Raw genomic sequence first — 18,266 nt, 5'->3', positions numbered from 1 at the left:
TGGCTCTATTCAGAATGGACAAAGCCTCCCTATTGTAAAAACGCACCCCCGATAATCGGACGTAACGTTAATTCGGCACGGTTATTGCAGCGCCTGGAACGTCGCGGCGGCAACGGCCTGGCATATTAATTTAAGGTGGAACAATGAAAAAAGTTATCGGCAAATATTGTCTTGCAGCACTCGTGGTGATGGCATTTTCTCACCCTGCGACAGCCAGAGATTTACCTGAAATTGAAAAGTCCGGGACGTTTAAGGTTGCGACCGAGGATGACTATGCGCCGTTTAACTTTATGACCGACGGCAAGAGCGACGGTTTTAATAAAGATATGCTCGATGAACTTAAGAAATATGCCAAATTCAATATCGACCAGAGTATTTTACCCTGGACAGGCCTGCTGGCTGCCGTCTCCACCGGGCAATATGATATGGCACTCACCGGGGCAGTGATCACCGACGAACGTCTTAACGTATTTAATTTCACACCGCCATGGGCCTCCGCCCAACACTATTTTGTTAAGCGTGCGGGCGACGACAGCTTAAATTCCATTAAAGATCTCAGCGGCAAAAAAGTGGGCGTGCAGGCCGGTAGTGCGCTGCTTGCCCGTCTGCCCGAGCTGAAGGCGATGCTGGAGAAAGAGGGCGGCAAGCTCGGTCCGGTGGTGGAGTATCCCTCCTACCCGGAAGCCTACGCCGATCTGGCGAACAAGCGCCTCGACTACGTGATTAATGTAGTGATCTCGGTGAACGATCTGGTGAAGGCCAGACCAAAGGTCTTCGCCAAAGGCCTGGCGGTATCTGGCCCAGGCTATATGGCATGGCCAATCCCGAAAAACTCGCCGGAGCTGCTGGCCTATATGACTAAATTTATCAACCATCTGCGCGAAACCGGCAGGCTAAAAGAGCTGCAGATGAAGTGGTTTGGCGAAACCTATGACGATCTGCCCAACGAGCCGATTACCAGCGCCGGGCAGTTCCATAAGCTAGCCGGTTTATAAGCGCGTAATGAAAGCGAGGAGGGCAACATGGATTCAATGGCGTGGCAGTTACTGATTGAAGGCGCATGGACGACCCTCTGGATCTCAGGCCTGGCGATCGTTTTTGGCGTCGTGACGGGCCTGATCATCGCCTTTATCAGAATGATGAAGATCCCTGTCGTCGATCAGATTCTGGTGATCTATATCAGCCTGGCCCGCGCGACGCCGCTGGTCACGCTGGTACTGTTTCTGTTCCTGTCGCTGCCGACGCTGGGCATCAACATGGATAAAACCCTGGCAGCGATCGTCGCTCTGACCCTCAACACCTCGGCATTTAACGCTGAGATCTGGCGCAACGCCTTTCGCAACTTCCCTCGTGCCCAGCGCGAAGCTGCGGAGTCGGTGGGAATGCGGCGCTGGACCTACTTCCGCTACATCATGCTGCCGCAGATGTGGATTGAGAGCCTGCCCGCGTTAGTCAACGAGATGTCCTTCTTGATCAAGGGCAGCCCGGCGATTGCGGTGATCGGCGTAGTGGATTTGACTCGCGTCACCAACCGTATCTCCTCGGTGACCTACGAACCGCTCTCGCCGATCCTTGCCGCCGGTCTGCTCTACGTGGTGATTATCGGCCTGCTGTTGAAGTTGCAAAGCATGGCGGAACGCAAAGCTAAGCGCCTGGCGCGTTAACAGCAGGAGGAGCTATGAATCAGTGGAGTATCGTGTGGTCAGCGCGGGAGAGCTTTTTTAACGGCCTGCTGACGACCCTGGAGCTATTTATTATCGCCGCTGCTGTCGGTCTGGCGATAGGTATTGCGCTCTGCTACGTCATGGAGCATCAGAATCGTGTGGTCGATCGACTTATTATTGGCTTTGTCAGCCTGATGCGCGCTATCCCTTTCTTAATTCTTGCCTATCTGCTCTATTATGGCCTGCCGGAGCTTGGCGTCAGTATGGAGGCGTGGAGCGCGGGGCTGCTGGCGCTGGTTATTTATCACGGCGCCTACTTCTTTGAAATATTACGTAGCCAGCGGCGGATCTTCTCTGCTGGTTATATTGAGGCGGCGGTCTCTCAGGGCTTCTCCCGCTATAAAATATTCCGTCGTATTGTGCTGCCGAATATATTTTCATCGTCGCTGCCGCTGCTGGGCAATCAGCTCATTATCTGCCTGAAGGATACGGCATTCCTGAGTATTATTACCGTGCAGGAAATTACCGCTGCGGCTAACGGCGTGCAATCCACCTATTTTATTCCGTTTAATGCTTTTATTGTCGCGATTGGTCTCTACTGGGCCATCAGCATTCTGCTGGAGCTGCTGATCAAGCGACTGAGCAACTACGGTGCCAGAAGAGGAATGACCCATGCATGAGACAACGGCGGTGAGCGTAAAGAATCTCTCCAAGCAGTTTGATAACGTAGAGGTGCTGCGGGATATCAACCTGACGGTAGAGAAGGGCACGGTGGTGAGTATTCTTGGCTCCTCCGGCTCCGGCAAATCGACGCTGCTGCGCTGCATGAACTGGCTGGAGCAGCCGGATCGCGGTGAAGTACGCATCAGCGGCCAGCGCATCGGCGTAGATGAGCAGAGCGGTAGGGCGATGTCGCACCGGGAGCTATCGCGCATTCGCGAGCGTGTCGGCATGGTGTTCCAGGGCTTCAACCTCTGGCCGCACCTGACCGTACAGCAGAACGTGACCGAGGCGCTGCTGCATGTGAAGGGGATGAAGCGCGACGAGGCCAACGAGATTGCCCGCCAGCAGCTGGAGAAGGTAGGGATGGGGCATAAGGCAGATGTTTATCCGATCACCCTTTCTGGCGGCCAGAAGCAGCGCGTGGCCATTGCTCGCTCGCTGGCGATGTCGCCGGAGGTGATCCTCTTTGATGAGCCAACCTCGGCGCTCGATCCGGAACTGGTAAGCGAGGTGCTTGCGGTGATGAAATCCCTCGCCGCCGAGGGTTATACCATGGTAGTGGTGACTCACGAGATGGAGTTTGCCCGTCAGGTCTCTAACGAGGTGGTGTTTCTGGAGAAAGGTCTGCTGATCGAGAAGGCCCCGCCGGAGAAATTCTTTACCGACCCGGACTCCGAGCGGGTACGCAAGTTTTTGCAGACCAGCCGTTAAACATCGAAATGGGAACTAAAAAGCCCCTGACCAGGGGTTTTACTCATGCTGCTTTAGGCGTCAGATGATAATCGCCGGATCCGATCCAGCATTTGCGGTTACACTGACCGCTAAGCGCTTCCAGGGCATCAACGACAGCCTCTTCTGCCTCTTCTGGTAAATCATTATCGAGAGCATCATTAAGGATGTTGAAAGCAAGGGAGCCACCGGCACGCCCATAACCATCAACCATGTCGTTAATAAAGGCGAAAAGAGCCTGGCGGCTCGTACCCTGCACGATCATCTGGTTAATTGCTTTTTCGTAGTTAACTCTGATTTCTGTCATCATCTTGAACCTCCCAAAGAGGTCGGGTTTCTTGCAGGTACTTTTCGTAATCGCGGATATGCATGCCATATCTTGGGACAATCATAGCATGCGTTTTTGAATCCTCAATGAACATTAAATGTTCATTCTTTTCCAAAGTCTTGCTACAAATACCGTAGCAGGTAAGTCCTCTTTTGGACTTGAACAGGAACGCGGGAATATTCGACTTTGGCGGAATCGTAAGCGAAATTCCCTGCGCCAGGTGGACAAAAAGGCCGTCACTATCCAGAAATACATCAATGTTTCGCTCTACTTCAGCGATCTCATTAACTACAACGCTTGTACGAACGGCCAAACAGTCGCGCTCTCCCTGCATAATTAGCGGTAACTTATCGATATCAGCCTTCATCATACGCAGATATTTGATAACCAATTCATTGCATCCAGTTTGCCAGCGGAGTGGGTGAGCGCATTCTGCCGCAAGGATTTTCAAGCAACAAGAGAGGGGGCGAATATAGGATCGAGCAACTCTAATCCTGTAGCCCCGGTAAGCGCAGCGCTACCGGGGACCACATCACCTTAATCCCGGTCAATAGCAAACGGCTGCCAGGCCTGGCGCACCGGCATTACCTCGACGCGGTTAATATTCATATGGTCTGGCAGGGTCGCAATGTAAAACATCTGCTCGGCGATATCCTGCGCCGTAAGCGGCGTGGTGCCGCCGTAGAGCTTGTCCGAGGCGGCCTGATCGCCTTTGGTGCGTACCAGGGTAAATTCCGTTTCGGCTATGCCCGGCGCGAGATCGGTGACCCGCACGCCGGTGCCGAGCAGATCGCAGCGCAGGTTGTAGCTGAACTGCTTCACGAAGGCTTTGGTCGCGCCGTAGACGTGGCTGCCCGGATAGGGCCACTGCCCGGCAATGGAGCCGATATTAATAATGCTCGCCCCTGCGCCGTGGGCGATCAGCGTTGGCAGCAGGGCGTGAGTGACGTTAACCAGCCCGGTGACGTTGGTATCGATCATCGTCTGCCAATCCTGTAGCTCGACCGCCTGGGCAGGCTGCGGTGCCAGCGCCAGCCCGGCGTTGTTAATCAGTGCGGTGACATCCCGGAACGCCTCCGGCAGGCTCGCGACCGCCGCTTTCACCGCCGCGTTATCACGCACGTCCAGCTCAATAATATGCACCGGCACATGCGTGCCCAGCTCGGCTTTCAGCGCCTGCAGCCGGGCGATACGCCGTCCGCTCAACACCACGCCCCAACCTGCGCGGGCAAAGACATGCGCTGCCGCCGCGCCAAACCCTGACGTTGCCCCGGTAATAAACGCCACTTTCGTTGCTGTTGTCATCTCGTTCTCCTGTTGAGTTCAGGAGTCCACTATAGAAACAGCGGCTGGCGCGACACAGGGCCAGTTTTGCCTGCATTTTGTGACACCCTTGTCACAGCGCGATCGCAGGACTGGCTCTATCTGCCCGCTGCCCGCCCGCCGCATGATGAACCCAACAACAACGGTATGAAAGGAGCAGGGCATGAAACTGGCACTTCAGAGCGAGATGGCGATAACGAATGACGATGTACGTCAGCTGGACCGTTCGTATGTATTTCACTCATGGTCAACCCAGGGCAACCTTAACCCGCTGGTCATCGCCGGGGCGGAGGGATGCGAGCTGTGGGATTATGATGGCAATAGCTGGCTCGACTTCAGCAGCCAGCTAGTCAACGTCAATATCGGCTACCAGCATCCGCGCGTGCTGGCGGCAATGAAGGCTCAGCTGGAGTCGCTGGTGACCATCGCCCCGGCGACCGCCAACCTGATGCGTGGCGAGGCAGCACAGCGCATCGTGGCGCTGGCACCGGAGGGGTTTAGCAAGGTGTTCTTTACCAACGCCGGCGCGGACGCCAACGAGAATGCTATCCGCATGGCGCGTCTCTATACCGGGCGGGATAAGATCTTCTCTGCCTACCGTTCGTACCACGGTAATACCGGCAGCGCCATCGCGGCCACCGGCGACTGGCGGCGCGTGCCGAACGAGTACTCCCGCGGCCACGTTCACTTCTTCAACCCCTACCTCTACCGCAGCGAGTTTAATGCCACCACGGAAGAGGAGGAGTGCGAGCGCGCCCTGGCCCATCTGCGCCGGATGATTGAAGTGGAAGGTCCCACCTCGATTGCCGCCATTCTGCTGGAGTCGATCCCCGGCACGGCGGGCATTCTGGTGCCGCCGAAGGGCTATATGCAGGGGGTCCGCGCGTTGGCGGACGAGTTCGGCATTATTCTCATCGTTGATGAGGTAATGGCGGGCTTTGGCCGCACCGGACGCTGGTTTGGCTTTGAACATGACGGCATCGTGCCGGATCTCATTACCTTCGCCAAGGGGGTAAACTCAGGCTATGTCCCGGCTGGCGGGGTGCTGATCTCTGAGCCTATCAGCCGCTACTTTGACGACCACTTCTTTGCCGGCGGGTTAACCTACTCTGGACACCCGCTGGCGATGGCGGCGATCGTTGCCACTCTCGACGCGATGAAAGAGGAGGGGGTAGTGGAGAACGCGGCAGCGATGGGCGACGGCGTGCTACAACCGGGCCTGCTGACGCTGGCAGAGAAGCACACCTTGATTGGCGAGGTGCGCGGCCGGGGGCTGTTCCAGGCGATCGAGCTGGTAACCGATCGCCAGCGCAAAACGCCGGTAGCCGCCGCCGATATGGGTGCTATCAAGCAGGCGCTGATCGAGGGGGGGCTGCTGCCCTTTGTGGTAGAGAACCGTATTCACGTGGTGCCGCCGTGCACCATCAGCGCGGAGCAGATCCAGCAGGGGCTGGCGATTTTTGACCGCGTGCTGGGGCAGTTTAGCGGTCTGGCGAAGTAACACACAGGGCGTCGAGAGCTGACGCCCCGATCCCTTTTTCACCCCGCAAAAAAATTTTCCCGCCTGCTTAATTTTTTTCGATGTACGCCGCTTTAGTTCTGTACCTCAGCTGAGATCCACTTATTCAAGGAGCAGAACAATGTTATCCATCAATACCAACGCCGCCTCTATGGCAGCAGTCAACGCCATCAACAAAAGCAACGCCTCACTGAGCCAGTCCATGGAGCGCCTGGCAACCGGTAAGCGTATCAACTCCTCAGCGGACGACGCCGCAGGCAAGCAGATTGCGAACCGCATGCAGACCCAGTCTGACGGTATGGCGATGGCCCAGCGTAACATTGCTGATGCCACCGCCATGCTGCAAACCGCAGACGGCATGTTTGACGAGATGAACGATATTCTGGGGCGCATGGATGAACTCGCTACCCAGGCAGCGAACGGAACCTATAGCGATGATGACCGCGCGGCGATGCAGTCGGAGTTCGACGAGCTGGGGCAGGAGATGTCCGACATGCTGCAGAACACCACCAACGGCGGCACTAACCTGTTCAATGCCTCGGAAAACGGCCTCTTTACCAGCACCTCCGGCGTGACCTTCCAGGTAGGCTCCCAGACCAGCGATCAGATCACCATCAATATTGCTACTCAGGTCAGCACGCTGGCAACGGATCTGGGTACGCTGAGCGCGGCCTTTAGCGGTGATTACGGTACGGATGGTTCAGGCGGCACCGCAGCCAGCGGCAGCGAATTGTTAACGTTGGACTCGGCAAACGCCACCATCAGTTCCGTGCAGAACGTGATGAAGGAAGTCGGCAGCATTCAGTCTACCCTCGGTGCCACCATGAACCGCCTGAGCAGCACGGCCACCAACCTGCAAAGCATGCAGGACAACACCGAAGTGGCGATTGGCAACATCATGGATACCGACTACGCCACAGAGGCCTCAAACATGTCAAAACAGCAGGTGCTGATGCAGACCGGCATTACCATGCTGAAGCAGGCCAACAGCATGTCCGGGATGGTCTCCAGCCTGCTGCAATAATCGACCGGCTTCACACAGCCACACCGCTTTCGGGCGGTGTGGCTGTGTTGCCTGCGGTAGCGACAGCGGAAAGCTTTTTTCCCCTGTCTACGGAAGCTGCCTTTCCTCGCCAGTTTTTTAATTCAAAAAATTCAAACAGATGAAAGTTGGCACCGTTATTGCTGAGCCTGGTTGTAACCGAATGGAGCGACGATGATAAACCCGCAAACAATGGCGAAACAATTTGCCCTGATGGATATCTCCACCCGGGCGAGCCAGCTGCAACGCCAGCAGACCGATCTTGATACCGAAAGCTCAGCGCTATCGACGCTCGACAGCGCCCTGACGTCGTTCCAGTCGGCAGTCGATGGGCTGAACAGTGACACCAGCGGTCCGGTAGTGAATACGGTGTCAGCCAACAACGATTCGGCCACCGTCACGGCGAACTCTGAAGCGCAGGCCGGTACCTACACCTTTTATGTCCAGCAGCTGGCGACCGCGCAGCAGAGCACGTTCAATATTGCCGACGGCGATATTCCCAGTAGCGGCACGTTCACCATTACGATGGGCGACAGCGAGATGGATATCGATCTCGCCCAGGCAGACGGCAACGCTGACGGCAGCGTGTCGGTGAGCGAGCTGTGCGACGCCATTAACGGTTCAGAAGATAACCCCGGCGTCACCGCCACGCTGGTTAACACCGGTGATTCCACAACGCTGATGCTCACTGCCGATGAGACCGGCACCGCTTCGGCATTTACCGTCTCTACCAGCGGCGTCCATCCCAGCTCGGCTTTTGCTGCCGACCTCAGCGCGCAGAAAGATCTCTCTGTCGCCCAGGACTCCATTGTCTATCTTGGTAGCTCGCCGGAGGATGGCGTAGAGATTACCAGCGGCTCCAATACCTACACCGATCTTATTCCCGGCGTCTCAATCACCTTTGCCGAAACGTCAGAGGCGGATGGCCCCATTACTTTTACCGTGGAGAACGACGCGTCGGCATCCCAGGAAAAGGTGCAGGCCTTTGTCGATGCCTATAACACGCTGGTGGATACCCTCGATTCATTAACCACCTTTGGCAGCAACGGTCAGCCACCGGGGCCTTTTGCCGGCGATGCAGGCATCTCCTCGCTGGAGCGTCAGATCCAGAGCATCACCCATGCCACCTATAACGGTGTCTCAATGCTCGACTACGGTATCGCGCTGGATGCAGAAGGCCATCTGCAGATCGACTCGGAGCAGTTTAGCGCAGCGATGGCGGAGAACCCGGAGGGGTTGACCTCGCTGTTTGTTGGCGACGACAGCATGACCGCCCAGATCGATAGCGTGATGGAGACTTACCTGGATGACAACAGCGGCATTATCACTCAGCGCCAGGATGCCATTAATGAAGAGCAGGACAAGCTAACTCGCGAGGTTGACCAGGTAAAAGAGCTTTATAACGCCTCCTACGAGCGCTATCTGGAGGAGTACACCTCCACAATGGTTGAAATCTATTCAATGCAGGTGAGCATGGCGGCATTTGCCTGAGAGATACGGAAACAGAGGACTTAACGCTATGTATGCATCCGAAAACGGCTACAGCCAGTATAAAGAGATCGATCTGGCCTCCCGTACGGCCTCGGCGTCGCCGCTGGATCTCGTGCTGGTGCTCTACGCTGGCCTGCTGGAGGAGCTGGAGCGCGCTAAAAGCCACATCACGCATAAACGCTACGATCGGAAAGCCAAAAGCATTAACAAGTGCATCGACATTCTTAATGCACTGACCAGCTCGCTGGAGTTTGAAAACGGCGGAGAGCTGGTGCTGAACCTGGCACGGCTTTATGACCACTGTGTTTACCGCCTGTATGAAGCCAGCAGCGAACTCAATACGCAAAAAATAGACGAGGTTGTGCTGATTTTGAACAACCTGCACGAAGGCTGGCAGGGGCTGGCGAAAAAGCTGGGTTAACCGATGGAAACGCAAACCGTAAACAAACAGGTCGCTGAGCTGCTGGACGCGATGAACGAAGCGCTGGATAAACAGCGCTGGCGCAGGATGCCCGCACTTCATACCCGCCTGATGACGTTGTTCAACGCCTACTGCGCGAGCCAGCCGCCGGAGGCGGAGCTGGAGGTGCTCAAGGCACGGCTGCGTCAGGCCTACGGCGATATCATCGCCCGGCGAACCGAACGGGCAGCGCTGCTACAGGCGCGGATGGAAAAACATCGCCAACAGCGTGAAGGCGTGCTGGCCTATTCGCTGATGAATATCGTGTCGGAGCAGCCATGAATTTGCCGAGCTTAATCACCGGCGCGCTGGTACAGCGGCTTGCATCGACAACCGTGCAGGCGCAGGGAGAGGGCGGCCCGCAGGAGCATATCTTCATGCTGCCGGAAGCGGTAAACACCGCCCTGCGGGAGCACCTGCAAACGCTGACAGCGAGCATAGAAGAACATAAGCCTGGCGAAAAACAGGCTAAACCTGGCCAGCAGGATGAGTCGGTCCCTCCGGCGCTGGAAACCCTAATGACCCTGCTGCTGATGCCCGAACGATCCGTTGCGGCGGAGAAGCTGGCGGCGCTGCCGGTGCAGATGGCGCAACCTGTGGCATCGATGCAGTTAGCGCAAGGCGTACTGCCGGCGCAGGTCGCTGACGCTACCCCAAAGCAGCTGGCAGAGCAGGTACGTTTGGCCGCTGACAGTCTACCGGCGGTAGCCTCGTTAGGCGGCCAGGCTGAGACTCACCGACCAGAGCGGCCTGCTGTACTGCGCCATGCAGTAAATGAAAAGCTGAGTCATGACAGGCCAGAACCTGCCTCGCTGGCAGCGAATAGCGCCTTTATCGCCGACGATATGCGGCCGTTAGCGGGGAAATTGCCGCCGGAGCGGGTGGTCAGCGTTGATACCCGAGCCGCGCAGTGGGGCGATGCGTTGGTTCGCATGCTGAAAGAGAACATCCATTTTCAGCTTGGTCAGCAGCAGCAGACGTCAACCATCCGCCTCGATCCGCCGTCGCTGGGCAAGCTGGAGATCGCTATTCAGCTGGATGCAGGCAAGCTGACGGTGCATATCGGGGCGTCACAGGCGGATGTCTGTCGCACCTTACAGCAGTGCGGTGATGCGCTGCGTATCCAGCTCACCCAGCAGAACTTTGTGCAGGTAGAGGTTCAGGTCTCCCCCGATGGGCAGTCGCACTCCCACTCCCGCCGGCAGCGTGATAATCGGCAAACCTCTTCGCAGATCGTTTCCGCCGTTGAGCTGGATGCGGAAGAGGTTGGTTTGAAATCGAGAGACTCTGTATTAATTAAAGTGTGATAACAAAATGAAAAAAATAGTCTTTTTATGCCTTATTGGTACGGCGTTTATTATTCTTGCCGGCGGGGGTAGCGCATGGCTGTACGTCAACTATATCCAGACGCCTAAAGCTGCGGCTTTAAAAAATAGTCCGCCAGAAAAGAAAAAGCAGCATGCCAATGATATTTTTGTTCCATTAAAGGAGTCGGTAATTACTCTCAGCGATGCCGAGGGAACGGATCGCTATATGCTGCTAGCTCTGACTATGGTGGCGGAGAACGAGGAAGCAGCAAAAAAGATCCAGGCCGACGAACCGCTTTATCAAAGCATTATTTTGACCACGCTGGCGGATATGAAATATGAAAAAGTACGCGCCCTGACGGTGGGTGAAATAAAATCACTGCTTAGCGCGGCATTAAGCCGGGAGCTTAAAAGGAGGGCGACGCCGGGCGCCTATAGCGATCTGTTGATCGGTAAACTGGTTTTCCAATGATGCCGGAGCCAGCCGCCTACGAGATGCAGGCGTTTCAGACCCTCTCGCCGTTAACGCCTGCTCAGGAGAGCCACTACCTGCAGGCCTATCTTCCGCTGGTGCGTAAAGTCGTCAGACAGCTTGCACCGCAGTGCAGTTGCGTAATGGAGCGGGAAGATATGCAGCAGATTGCGCTTATTGGTCTGCTGGACGCGCTGCGCCGTTACGGCAAGCCTGACGCAGGTTTTGGCGGCTACGCGGGGCAGCGGATCCGGGGTGCGGTGCTGGATGCCCTGAGAAGCCTTGACTGGCGTCCGCGTCAGCTTCGGCAAAAGTTCTATCAGATCAAGGATCTGATACGCGAGCGGCGTAAAGCGCTGGGACGCGAGCCAGGGCCTGCTGAACTGGAGGCTGACGGCGTAAGCGCCGCAGAGTATCAACACTATCTTGCTCTGGAGGGGGCCGATACGCTCGAAAGCCTGGACGCGCTGCTTAACGATCGGCCCGGCGATCTGCCGCTACAGGGTCGCAGGCTGGAGGATCAGGTCGTCACCCAGCATATGCTGAGCCGGGCGCTACAATCCCTGTCAGCGAAAGAGCAGCAGATCCTTTATTTATATTATCAGCAGGATATGAATCTAAAAGAGATAGCTCAGGTGCTGGAGTTAACCGAGGCCAGAATTTGTCAGCTCAATAAAAAGATAGCAGAGAAGCTACGCGCCTATTTTGTCAGCCATTAATCATTGCGGGATATTCATGCAAAAAATATTAGGATTATTAATTATACTGGGCTGCGTTTTTGGTGGCTATTTTGTTGAGGGTGGCCAACTGGTGGCTATCTGGCAGCCCGCAGAAATTATGATTATTATCGGAGCGGGCATCGGCTCAATGATTATTGCCAACCCGCTACACGTGCTGCGTGAAATAGTCCACCAGATTAAGGGCGTGATCGGCAAGAAAAAGCTTGGCGCAGAGTTCCAGCGCCAGCTTTTAATGTGTCTGTATGAGCTGCTCGAAATGGTACAAACCGGCGGGCTGCGCATGCTGGACCCGCATATTGAGCAGCCGGAGGAGAGCACCCTATTTCAGAAATTCCCGCTGATATTAAAACAGAAGCGGCTGGTCATGTTTATTGCTGACAACTTTCGCCTGATGGCAATGGGAAAAATCGATGCCCACGAGCTGGAGGGGATCCTCGATCAGGAGCTGGAGACCATTGAGGAGGAGTTGCTTACCCCCTCGCGGTCGCTGCAGCGAACGGCAGAGGCGATGCCCGGGTTTGGGATCTGCGCGGCGGTGCTGGGGATCATCATTACCATGCAGTCCATTGACGGTTCGATTGCACTGATCGGCCTGAAGGTGGCGGCCGCGCTGGTAGGCACTTTTCTGGGCGTTTTCTTCTGCTACTGCTTTATGGATCCGCTGGCGAATGCGATGGAGCAGCAGGCGCGGGCCGAGCACTCTCTGCTGGAGTGCGTGCGCACCGTGCTGGTAGCCCAGGCCGGTGGCAAGCCGACGCTGCTGGCGGTGGATGCCGGGCGCAAGCTGCTGCATCTGGCCTCGAAGCCGACCTTTGCCAACCTTGATGCCTGGGTCAACGCCATGCTGGAGGAGGATCGGTAATGGCGCTTGCAAACCGACGCGATCGCGGGAAGAAAACCACCATCATTCGTCGGCAGATTAAAAAGAGCCATGCCGGACACCACGGCGGAGCCTGGAAAGTCGCTTTTGCAGACTTTACCCTGGCGATGATGGCGCTGTTTATGACCCTGTGGATTGTTAACAGCGTCAGCCAGTCCGACCGGGAGGAGATTGTGGCCGCCCTGCACGGGCAGTCTATCTTCTTTGGCGGAGGGATGATGGCCCCGCTGAGCCATCTTCCGCAGAAGGTGGTGGCCCCTACAGACAGCCGCAGCAACGAGCAGGCGAAAGCAGGCAACCCGGCGCAGCTGAAAAAGACCCTGGAGGCCAGCAGTGCGGCAATGCGCATGAAACAAAAATCGGCAAGGGAGCTGGGAGAGTTAGCTAACAGCATCAACGAGATTGCCCTGAAAGCCCATATGGAGAGCAATCTCGAGATGGAGATTGTGCCTCAGGGGCTGCGTATTTTAATCAAGGATAACCAGAAGCGCAGCATGTTTGAACGCGGTAGCGCCACGATTATGCCGTTCTTCCGGGCGCTGTTGACCGAGCTAACGCCCATTTTTAACTCGTTGGATAACAAGCTGATTATTACCGGCCATACCGACGCTATGCGCTACAAGGGGGCGGGCTATAACAACTGGAATCTTTCCGGGGATCGCGCCCTCTCTGCCCGACGGGTTATGGAGCAGGCGGGGATGCCGGGGGATAAGGTGATGCAGGTCAGCGCGATGGCCGACCGTGTGCTTCTGGATGCCAATAATCCAGCCGGGGCGAACAACCGACGCATTGAGATCATGGTTTTAACCCACTCGGCCGCCGACACACTCTATCAGTTCTTTGGCGCACAGGGGGAGAAGATCGTTAAGCCGCTGGCCAGCAGGCTGGAACAGCGCCCCGTGCAGCCGGCAACGCATGCGCCTCGCTAAGCTGCTGCTGGCCGGGCTACTGATGACCGCCGCGCTCGCAGCCTGGCTTCCGGCGGATGCGGTGGAAAAAACCACCGCCCGCCAGCGAATGCAAAACCGTCTGTTACTGGCGAAGGCGAGGATAAAACATCCTGCCCTGACGCCGGTGATCCGTGGTGACCGCGAGGCGAAGGCCGCGTTGCGGGCGCAGAACCGTGCCATCCTGCAGCGTCACCCTGAGTGGTTTAGCGCGCCATTTCCGGCAAACACCCTGCATCTTCAGCCCATAGTTGAAAAAGCGATACGCCGCCTGCAGGCACAGCTTGGTAAGCCCTACGTCTGGGGAGGTGAAACCCCGGAGGAGGGCTTTGATTGTAGTGGTCTCATCTTCTACGCCTTTAACCCGCTGCTGGCGGCCAGGCTGCCGCGCACCGCCAACGAGATGTATCACTACCGGCAGGCACGGGATGTCGCGGACAGCGAACTCAAACGCGGCGATCTGCTCTTTTTTGGCATTCACTCGCGTGAGAAAGCCGATCATGTGGGTGTCTATCTCGGCAACAACCGCTTTATCGAGTCGCCTCGCACCGGGGAACACATTCGCATTAGCGACCTGACGGACGCGTTCTGGCAGACGCACTACTTAGGCGGCAGGCGTATTCTGCTGAGCAGCACCGTTCGTTTCCCTGGCTAGCTGAGCGTACCGAGGATTTTTATCTCCAGCTCGTCGGGCACTTCGTTATAGGAGAGCACCTGCAAACCGCTGGCAAACAGGCGTGCATAGCGGGCCAGCAGCGGACGCAGCTGCGGGGCAACCAGCAGCACCGGCTCTCTCCCCGCCGCCTTCATCTGCTCATGCACCCGGGGCATATTTTGCTGGAATTGGCTTAACATATTGGGATCGAGCGGCACGCTGTCGAGCATCACCTTTCCGCTCTGCTGCGCCTGATTCACCACGCCAATCAGCAGATTTTCCAGCTCGTTATTGAGCGTATAGACCGCCAGCGCCTCGTTACGCACCAGCCCGTGGGTAATGCTGCGACGCAGAGCAAGGCGCACGTCCGAGACCAGCAGAATGGGATCCTTGGTTACGGCACTACTGGCGACCAGCACGGTGGCGATAGTCACAATATCGCGCAGCGAAACGCGCTCGGTAAGCAGCGCCCGATAGACCTTTAACGCCTGGCTGTAGTTCAGCGCGCTGGCTAAATCCTCCGCCAGCTTCGGGGCCAGCGAGGCGAGCCGGTTGTGCAGCTGCGTCACGTCGTCATAGTTAAACAGGTCAGGAATAAAGCGGGTGACTACCTTATTGAGATGGGTGGCGATAATACTCGCTGAGTCGATAACCTGATAGCCCAGATTGAGCGCTTTGGTTTTTTGCTCTACAGCGATCCAGATAACCGGCATGCCATAGGCCGGATCCGTTCCCGGCGCACCGTCAATTTCACCATAGGTTTCCGCCGAGGGCAGCGCCATCAGCCTGTCGGCGGGAATATCACCGCCGTCGGCTTTAATGCCGTTGATATAAATAGCGTACTGGGTTGGCTTGAGGCGAAAATTCTCACGGATGGATATCTCCGGCAGCAGCAGGCCGTTGCTCTCAGAGATCGCCTGGCGTAAGCCGCGCATACGCTGGGTTAACGGGCTGCCGTTGGCTTTATCCAGCAGTGAAACCAGACGGTAGCCGAGGCTCAGGCTGACCGGCTCAATCAGCGGGATCGTCTCCCAGCTCACCTGCTGCTCACTGTTTTCCGCCAGCGCCTTGCTCAGCGTGACAAGGCTCTTCTCGTCGGTTTGCGCCGCCTGCGGCCGTTTGCTCTGCCGCCAGCCGGTAAAGATCAGCAGGGCGGAGAAGAGCAGAAAGGGGAGGTGCGGCATCCCCGGCACGATGGCCAGCACAAACATCACGCCGCCTGCGGTATAGATCGTCGCCGGCGAAGCCAGCAGCTGTGCCTTAACGGCGCTGGAGATATCGCCGCTGTCGCTGACCCGAGTGACAATGATCGCCGCCGCCGTTGACAGCAGCAGGGAGGGGATCTGCGCGACCAGGCCGTCGCCGATGGTCATCAACACATACTGCTGGAAAGCGGCCTCGGCGTTAAGATTATATTTAAAAATGCCGATACAGACGCCGCCAATCAGGTTGATGGCCAGGATCAGCATTCCGGCGATGGCGTCGCCGCGCACGAACTTTGACGCTCCGTCCATTGCGCCATAAAAATCCGCCTCGCTGGTCACCTCTTTACGGCGGGCCTGCGCCTGGGCCTGGTTAATCAGCCCGGCGTTGAGATCGGCATCAATCGCCATCTGTTTACCCGGCATGGCGTCCAGCGTAAAGCGCGCCGATACCTCAGAGATACGCTCCGCCCCCTTGGTCACAACAATAAAGTTGATGATCATCAGGATGATAAACACCACGAACCCGACCACAAAGTTGCCGCCAATCACCACCTGGCCGAAGGATTCAATCACTTTGCCCGCCGCGCCTATTCCCTCGTGGCCATACAGCAGCACGACGCGGGTTGAGGCGACGTTAAGAGTCAGGCGCATCAGGGTAGTAATGAGCAGTACCGTTGGGAACAGGCTGAAATCCAACGGTCGTTTGGTGGAGACGCTGACCAGCAGCACCAGCACCGCCAGCACGATGTTAAAGGTGAAAAGCGTATCCAGCAGCATGGGCGGTAGCGGCAGGATCACCATCGCCAGAATAGCCAGTAAAAGTAGGGGGACGCCGGGCCGGCTACCGCGCAGCGTCATCAGGGCGTGTTTAATCTGTTTCTGCATCCTGCTTCAGAACCTCTTTCGGAATGGAAATATGGCGGTTAAGCGAGGGCCGCGCCTGCGTGCCGGCCCGCCAGGATTTAAGCTGCAGGACGTAGGTCAGGACGTGGGCGATCGCACGAAAAAGTTGGTAAGGGATCTGCTGATTAACCTGGGTGGTGTAGTAGACCGCGCGGGCCAGTTTCGGAAATTCCACGACCTCAACCTGGTGCTCACGGGCTACCTCGCGAATGTAGCGCGCCACCTCATCAGTGCCTTTCGCCACCACAAACGGCGCTGCCGCCCGTGCCTTGTCGTACTGCAACGCCACCGCAAAGTGGGTGGGGTTGGCGATCACCACGTCGGCTGCGGGTACCATGCGGCGGATCTGCCCCAGCGCCATCTGCCGCTGTAGTCGCCGTACTCGGGCTTTGATTTCTGGGCTGCCCTCCTGATTTTTGTACTCATCCTTAACCTCCTGCTTCGTCATGCGCAATCCTTTAGTAAACATATGCTTAGCCAAGGGTACATCGAGAATGGCAAACAGGATAAACAGCATGACGACGTTCAGCATAACGTCTTGATAGAGCGCCAGCCCCTCGCGAACCGCAGGCGCAAAGTAGCGGCTTTGCAGGTCGAGAAATGCCGTAAAGTGGTGGCGAATGCTGATGGCCAGCAGCAGCAGAACCAGCAGGCTTTTGAGCATCATCTTGCCAACGTCAATAACCTGCTCGCTGGAGAAGAGGCGGCCTATGCCCTTCAGCGGGCTGATTTTTGCCAGATCCGGGAGGATCTTTTTCAGTGAAAAGATCCAGCCGCCGGGTATCAACGAGGCGAAAAGCGCCGCCAGCGGCATGGGCGTCAGCGTAAGAATAAATTTGAGCAGTATCAGCAAATTGTGCTGGAGAAACTGGCCCAGAATCTCCGGATCGCCGATATGCTCCCCATACTGGTGTACGGTCAGAAAAGCTTCATGCACAAAGTCCCGATACCAGTGAAAGCTATTGCTGACGACGATAAAGGCTGCCAGCAGGCTGGCGGCCAGCCCCATATCCTTTGAGCGAGGAAGCTGCCCCTCTTTCCGCGCCTTACGCCGCTTCTGCGCCGAGGGCTTTTCGGTCTTCTCTTCACTCGCCGCGTCAGCCATGCGTCCTCCTGAGGGCATCAAATTCTGCCAGCACCCGGTTAACCAGCTGGAGATAGTGATCCGGCATGGCAGAGAGCAGGGCGGCAAAGCAGATCAGTCCGGCCAGCATGGCGACAGGAAAGCCCAGCGAAAAGAGGTTAAGCGCTGGGGAGATGCGGTTAAGCAGGCCAAATCCGCCCTGGACAATCAGCATAATGAAGGTTGCCGGCAGCGCCAGCAGCACTGCGGAGGCGAATACCCAGCCCAGCGCGAGAGCGACGCTGCGCAGCGTCTGCGGCTGAAGGGCGCTACCCGGCGGCCAGTAGATAAAGCCCTTATAAAGGATGCTCACCAGTAGCAGATGCCCATCGACGGCAAAGAAGAGGATCGCTGCGTAGATATAAATAAACTCTGCCAGTACGGTGGTTGAGGCTCCGCTATTGGGGTCGTTCATCACCGCCATGCTCATGCCCATATTGAAAGAGAGGATCTGCCCAGCAAGCTGAAGCGTAAGATAGATAAACTGCATCATTAGCCCAAACAGTAAGCCCCACAGGATCTGCTCGACGGTGAGGATAATCGTATGCAGGTTCAGCAGCCCCTGCGGTACAGGCGGGTGGACCAGCGGGGTCAGGATAACGGCCAGCGCCAGCGCGATAATGATACGGATACGCACGCTAAACGCTTTGCTGTCAAATATGGGACCGTACTGGAGAAAGGCTATGATCCGTACAAAGGGATACCATAGCCCCAGCGCCAGGTGGCTGAACTGGATGACGTCAAGCTGGCTCATC

Annotated in this window: 21 protein-coding genes; 15 read left to right on the top strand and 6 right to left on the bottom strand. The window is 56.8% G+C overall.

Features of this window, described 5'->3' with window-relative positions; translation table 11 throughout:
- Positions 1-143: 143 nt before the first annotated feature.
- Genes RTN40_RS04320 through RTN40_RS04305 form a run of 4 tightly spaced genes read left to right on the top strand, consistent with a single transcriptional unit; the run spans position 144 to position 3,098 of the window.
- Positions 144-995: a transporter substrate-binding domain-containing protein gene (locus RTN40_RS04320; RefSeq protein WP_312227383.1), complete on the top strand. Its 852-nt coding sequence runs from the start codon at positions 144-146 to the stop codon at positions 993-995.
- A gap of 27 nt (positions 996-1,022) precedes the next feature.
- A complete protein-coding gene (locus RTN40_RS04315; protein ID WP_312227382.1) occupies positions 1,023-1,664 on the top strand; it encodes an amino acid ABC transporter permease in 642 nt (213 codons plus the stop codon).
- A gap of 14 nt (positions 1,665-1,678) precedes the next feature.
- Complete coding sequence (locus tag RTN40_RS04310; RefSeq protein WP_312227381.1) at positions 1,679-2,344, top strand: ABC transporter permease subunit; 666 nt, start codon at positions 1,679-1,681, stop codon at positions 2,342-2,344.
- Entirely contained in the window at positions 2,337-3,098 is a 762-nt protein-coding gene (locus tag RTN40_RS04305) for an amino acid ABC transporter ATP-binding protein (RefSeq protein WP_312227380.1), read from the top strand. Before RTN40_RS04310 ends, RTN40_RS04305 begins: the two co-directional genes overlap by 8 nt.
- Before the next feature lie 43 nt (positions 3,099-3,141).
- On the opposite strand, the gene RTN40_RS04300 is transcribed toward RTN40_RS04305, so the two are convergent.
- From RTN40_RS04300 to RTN40_RS04290, 3 genes are all read right to left on the bottom strand, one after another.
- Positions 3,142-3,426: a hypothetical protein gene (locus tag RTN40_RS04300; RefSeq protein ID WP_312227379.1), complete on the bottom strand. Its 285-nt coding sequence runs from the start codon at positions 3,424-3,426 to the stop codon at positions 3,142-3,144.
- On the bottom strand, positions 3,404-3,835 hold the full coding sequence (locus RTN40_RS04295) for a hypothetical protein (protein ID WP_312227378.1): 432 nt from the start codon (positions 3,833-3,835) through the stop codon (positions 3,404-3,406). Before RTN40_RS04295 ends, RTN40_RS04300 begins: the two co-directional genes overlap by 23 nt.
- Positions 3,836-3,981: 146 nt before the next feature.
- Positions 3,982-4,749 carry an SDR family NAD(P)-dependent oxidoreductase gene (locus RTN40_RS04290; protein ID WP_312227377.1) on the bottom strand — a complete coding sequence of 256 codons (768 nt, stop codon included), beginning with the start codon at positions 4,747-4,749 and terminating at the stop codon, positions 3,982-3,984.
- Between the two features lie 181 nt (positions 4,750-4,930).
- Between RTN40_RS04290 and RTN40_RS04285 the strand changes: the two genes are divergently transcribed.
- The 11 genes from RTN40_RS04285 to RTN40_RS04235 all read left to right on the top strand — a co-directional run bounded on the left by RTN40_RS04285 (position 4,931) and on the right by RTN40_RS04235 (position 14,280).
- Positions 4,931-6,268 carry an aspartate aminotransferase family protein gene (locus RTN40_RS04285; protein ID WP_312227376.1) on the top strand — a complete coding sequence of 446 codons (1,338 nt, stop codon included), beginning with the start codon at positions 4,931-4,933 and terminating at the stop codon, positions 6,266-6,268.
- A gap of 139 nt (positions 6,269-6,407) precedes the next feature.
- Positions 6,408-7,310, top strand: coding sequence for a flagellin (locus RTN40_RS04280; RefSeq protein ID WP_312227375.1), 903 nt, complete (start codon positions 6,408-6,410; stop codon positions 7,308-7,310).
- A 192-nt stretch (positions 7,311-7,502) separates the two neighbouring features.
- Positions 7,503-8,819 carry a flagellar filament capping protein FliD gene (gene fliD / locus RTN40_RS04275; protein WP_312227374.1) on the top strand — a complete coding sequence of 439 codons (1,317 nt, stop codon included), beginning with the start codon at positions 7,503-7,505 and terminating at the stop codon, positions 8,817-8,819.
- 28 nt (positions 8,820-8,847) lie between these two features.
- A complete protein-coding gene (gene fliS, locus RTN40_RS04270) occupies positions 8,848-9,240 on the top strand; it encodes a flagellar export chaperone FliS (RefSeq protein ID WP_312227373.1) in 393 nt (130 codons plus the stop codon).
- Positions 9,241-9,243: 3 nt separating this feature from the next.
- A complete protein-coding gene (locus RTN40_RS04265) occupies positions 9,244-9,561 on the top strand; it encodes a flagellar protein FliT (protein WP_312227372.1) in 318 nt (105 codons plus the stop codon).
- Positions 9,558-10,586 (top strand): flagellar hook-length control protein FliK, encoded by a 1,029-nt coding sequence (locus RTN40_RS04260; RefSeq protein ID WP_312227371.1) that lies wholly within the window; start codon positions 9,558-9,560, stop codon positions 10,584-10,586. Before RTN40_RS04265 ends, RTN40_RS04260 begins: the two co-directional genes overlap by 4 nt.
- Positions 10,587-10,593: 7 nt before the next feature.
- The gene (gene fliL, locus RTN40_RS04255) at positions 10,594-11,058 is read left to right on the top strand and encodes a flagellar basal body-associated FliL family protein (RefSeq protein WP_312227370.1); all 465 of its coding nucleotides are present in this window, start codon (positions 10,594-10,596) and stop codon (positions 11,056-11,058) included.
- On the top strand, positions 11,058-11,777 hold the full coding sequence (locus RTN40_RS04250; protein ID WP_409418512.1) for a FliA/WhiG family RNA polymerase sigma factor: 720 nt from the start codon (positions 11,058-11,060) through the stop codon (positions 11,775-11,777). Before fliL ends, RTN40_RS04250 begins: the two co-directional genes overlap by 1 nt.
- Before the next feature lie 16 nt (positions 11,778-11,793).
- On the top strand, positions 11,794-12,660 hold the full coding sequence (motA, locus tag RTN40_RS04245; RefSeq protein WP_312227368.1) for a flagellar motor stator protein MotA: 867 nt from the start codon (positions 11,794-11,796) through the stop codon (positions 12,658-12,660).
- Positions 12,660-13,607, top strand: coding sequence for a putative lateral flagellar export/assembly protein LafU (gene lafU / locus RTN40_RS04240; protein ID WP_312227367.1), 948 nt, complete (start codon positions 12,660-12,662; stop codon positions 13,605-13,607). The genes motA and lafU overlap by 1 nt, the downstream gene beginning before the upstream one ends.
- A complete protein-coding gene (locus RTN40_RS04235; RefSeq protein ID WP_409418509.1) occupies positions 13,594-14,280 on the top strand; it encodes a C40 family peptidase in 687 nt (228 codons plus the stop codon). The genes lafU and RTN40_RS04235 overlap by 14 nt, the downstream gene beginning before the upstream one ends.
- Here RTN40_RS04235 and RTN40_RS04230 read toward each other — a convergent pair.
- The 3 genes from RTN40_RS04230 to fliR are packed head-to-tail and all read right to left on the bottom strand — an operon-like array spanning position 14,277 to position 18,265.
- A complete protein-coding gene (locus RTN40_RS04230) occupies positions 14,277-16,370 on the bottom strand; it encodes a flagellar biosynthesis protein FlhA (RefSeq protein WP_312227366.1) in 2,094 nt (697 codons plus the stop codon). The two genes, RTN40_RS04235 and RTN40_RS04230, sit on opposite strands and share 4 nt — an antisense overlap.
- A complete protein-coding gene (locus RTN40_RS04225) occupies positions 16,354-17,493 on the bottom strand; it encodes a flagellar type III secretion system protein FlhB (protein ID WP_312227365.1) in 1,140 nt (379 codons plus the stop codon). Before RTN40_RS04225 ends, RTN40_RS04230 begins: the two co-directional genes overlap by 17 nt.
- Positions 17,486-18,265: a flagellar biosynthetic protein FliR gene (gene fliR / locus RTN40_RS04220; protein ID WP_312227364.1), complete on the bottom strand. Its 780-nt coding sequence runs from the start codon at positions 18,263-18,265 to the stop codon at positions 17,486-17,488. Before fliR ends, RTN40_RS04225 begins: the two co-directional genes overlap by 8 nt.
- Position 18,266: the final 1 nt, after the last annotated feature.

The organism is Pseudescherichia sp. (assembly GCF_031987975.1).
Classification (GTDB): domain Bacteria; phylum Pseudomonadota; class Gammaproteobacteria; order Enterobacterales; family Enterobacteriaceae; genus Pseudescherichia.
Note: the sequence above shows the minus strand (reverse complement) of the source record. Positions and strands in the feature narration are given on the sequence as shown.

Bases quoted from the DNA above. Each gene is read 5' to 3' on its own strand.
- RTN40_RS04260 (WP_312227371.1), top strand. From the start codon at position 9,558: ATGAATTTGCCGAGCTTAATCACCGGCGCGCTGGTACAGCGGCTTGCA.
- fliR (WP_312227364.1), bottom strand. From the start codon at position 18,265: ATGAGCCAGCTTGACGTCATCCAGTTCAGCCACCTGGCGCTGGGGCTA.
- fliD (WP_312227374.1), top strand. From the start codon at position 7,503: ATGATAAACCCGCAAACAATGGCGAAACAATTTGCCCTGATGGATATC.
- motA (WP_312227368.1), top strand. From the start codon at position 11,794: ATGCAAAAAATATTAGGATTATTAATTATACTGGGCTGCGTTTTTGGT.
- RTN40_RS04315 (WP_312227382.1), top strand. From the start codon at position 1,023: ATGGATTCAATGGCGTGGCAGTTACTGATTGAAGGCGCATGGACGACC.
- RTN40_RS04305 (WP_312227380.1), top strand. From the start codon at position 2,337: ATGCATGAGACAACGGCGGTGAGCGTAAAGAATCTCTCCAAGCAGTTT.
- RTN40_RS04250 (WP_409418512.1), top strand. From the start codon at position 11,058: ATGCCGGAGCCAGCCGCCTACGAGATGCAGGCGTTTCAGACCCTCTCG.
- RTN40_RS04265 (WP_312227372.1), top strand. From the start codon at position 9,244: ATGGAAACGCAAACCGTAAACAAACAGGTCGCTGAGCTGCTGGACGCG.
- RTN40_RS04280 (WP_312227375.1), top strand. From the start codon at position 6,408: ATGTTATCCATCAATACCAACGCCGCCTCTATGGCAGCAGTCAACGCC.
- RTN40_RS04320 (WP_312227383.1), top strand. From the start codon at position 144: ATGAAAAAAGTTATCGGCAAATATTGTCTTGCAGCACTCGTGGTGATG.
- fliL (WP_312227370.1), top strand. From the start codon at position 10,594: ATGAAAAAAATAGTCTTTTTATGCCTTATTGGTACGGCGTTTATTATT.
- RTN40_RS04235 (WP_409418509.1), top strand. From the start codon at position 13,594: ATGCGCCTCGCTAAGCTGCTGCTGGCCGGGCTACTGATGACCGCCGCG.
- RTN40_RS04230 (WP_312227366.1), bottom strand. From the start codon at position 16,370: ATGCAGAAACAGATTAAACACGCCCTGATGACGCTGCGCGGTAGCCGG.
- RTN40_RS04285 (WP_312227376.1), top strand. From the start codon at position 4,931: ATGAAACTGGCACTTCAGAGCGAGATGGCGATAACGAATGACGATGTA.
- RTN40_RS04290 (WP_312227377.1), bottom strand. From the start codon at position 4,749: ATGACAACAGCAACGAAAGTGGCGTTTATTACCGGGGCAACGTCAGGG.
- lafU (WP_312227367.1), top strand. From the start codon at position 12,660: ATGGCGCTTGCAAACCGACGCGATCGCGGGAAGAAAACCACCATCATT.
- RTN40_RS04225 (WP_312227365.1), bottom strand. From the start codon at position 17,493: ATGGCTGACGCGGCGAGTGAAGAGAAGACCGAAAAGCCCTCGGCGCAG.
- RTN40_RS04310 (WP_312227381.1), top strand. From the start codon at position 1,679: ATGAATCAGTGGAGTATCGTGTGGTCAGCGCGGGAGAGCTTTTTTAAC.
- fliS (WP_312227373.1), top strand. From the start codon at position 8,848: ATGTATGCATCCGAAAACGGCTACAGCCAGTATAAAGAGATCGATCTG.
- RTN40_RS04300 (WP_312227379.1), bottom strand. From the start codon at position 3,426: ATGATGACAGAAATCAGAGTTAACTACGAAAAAGCAATTAACCAGATG.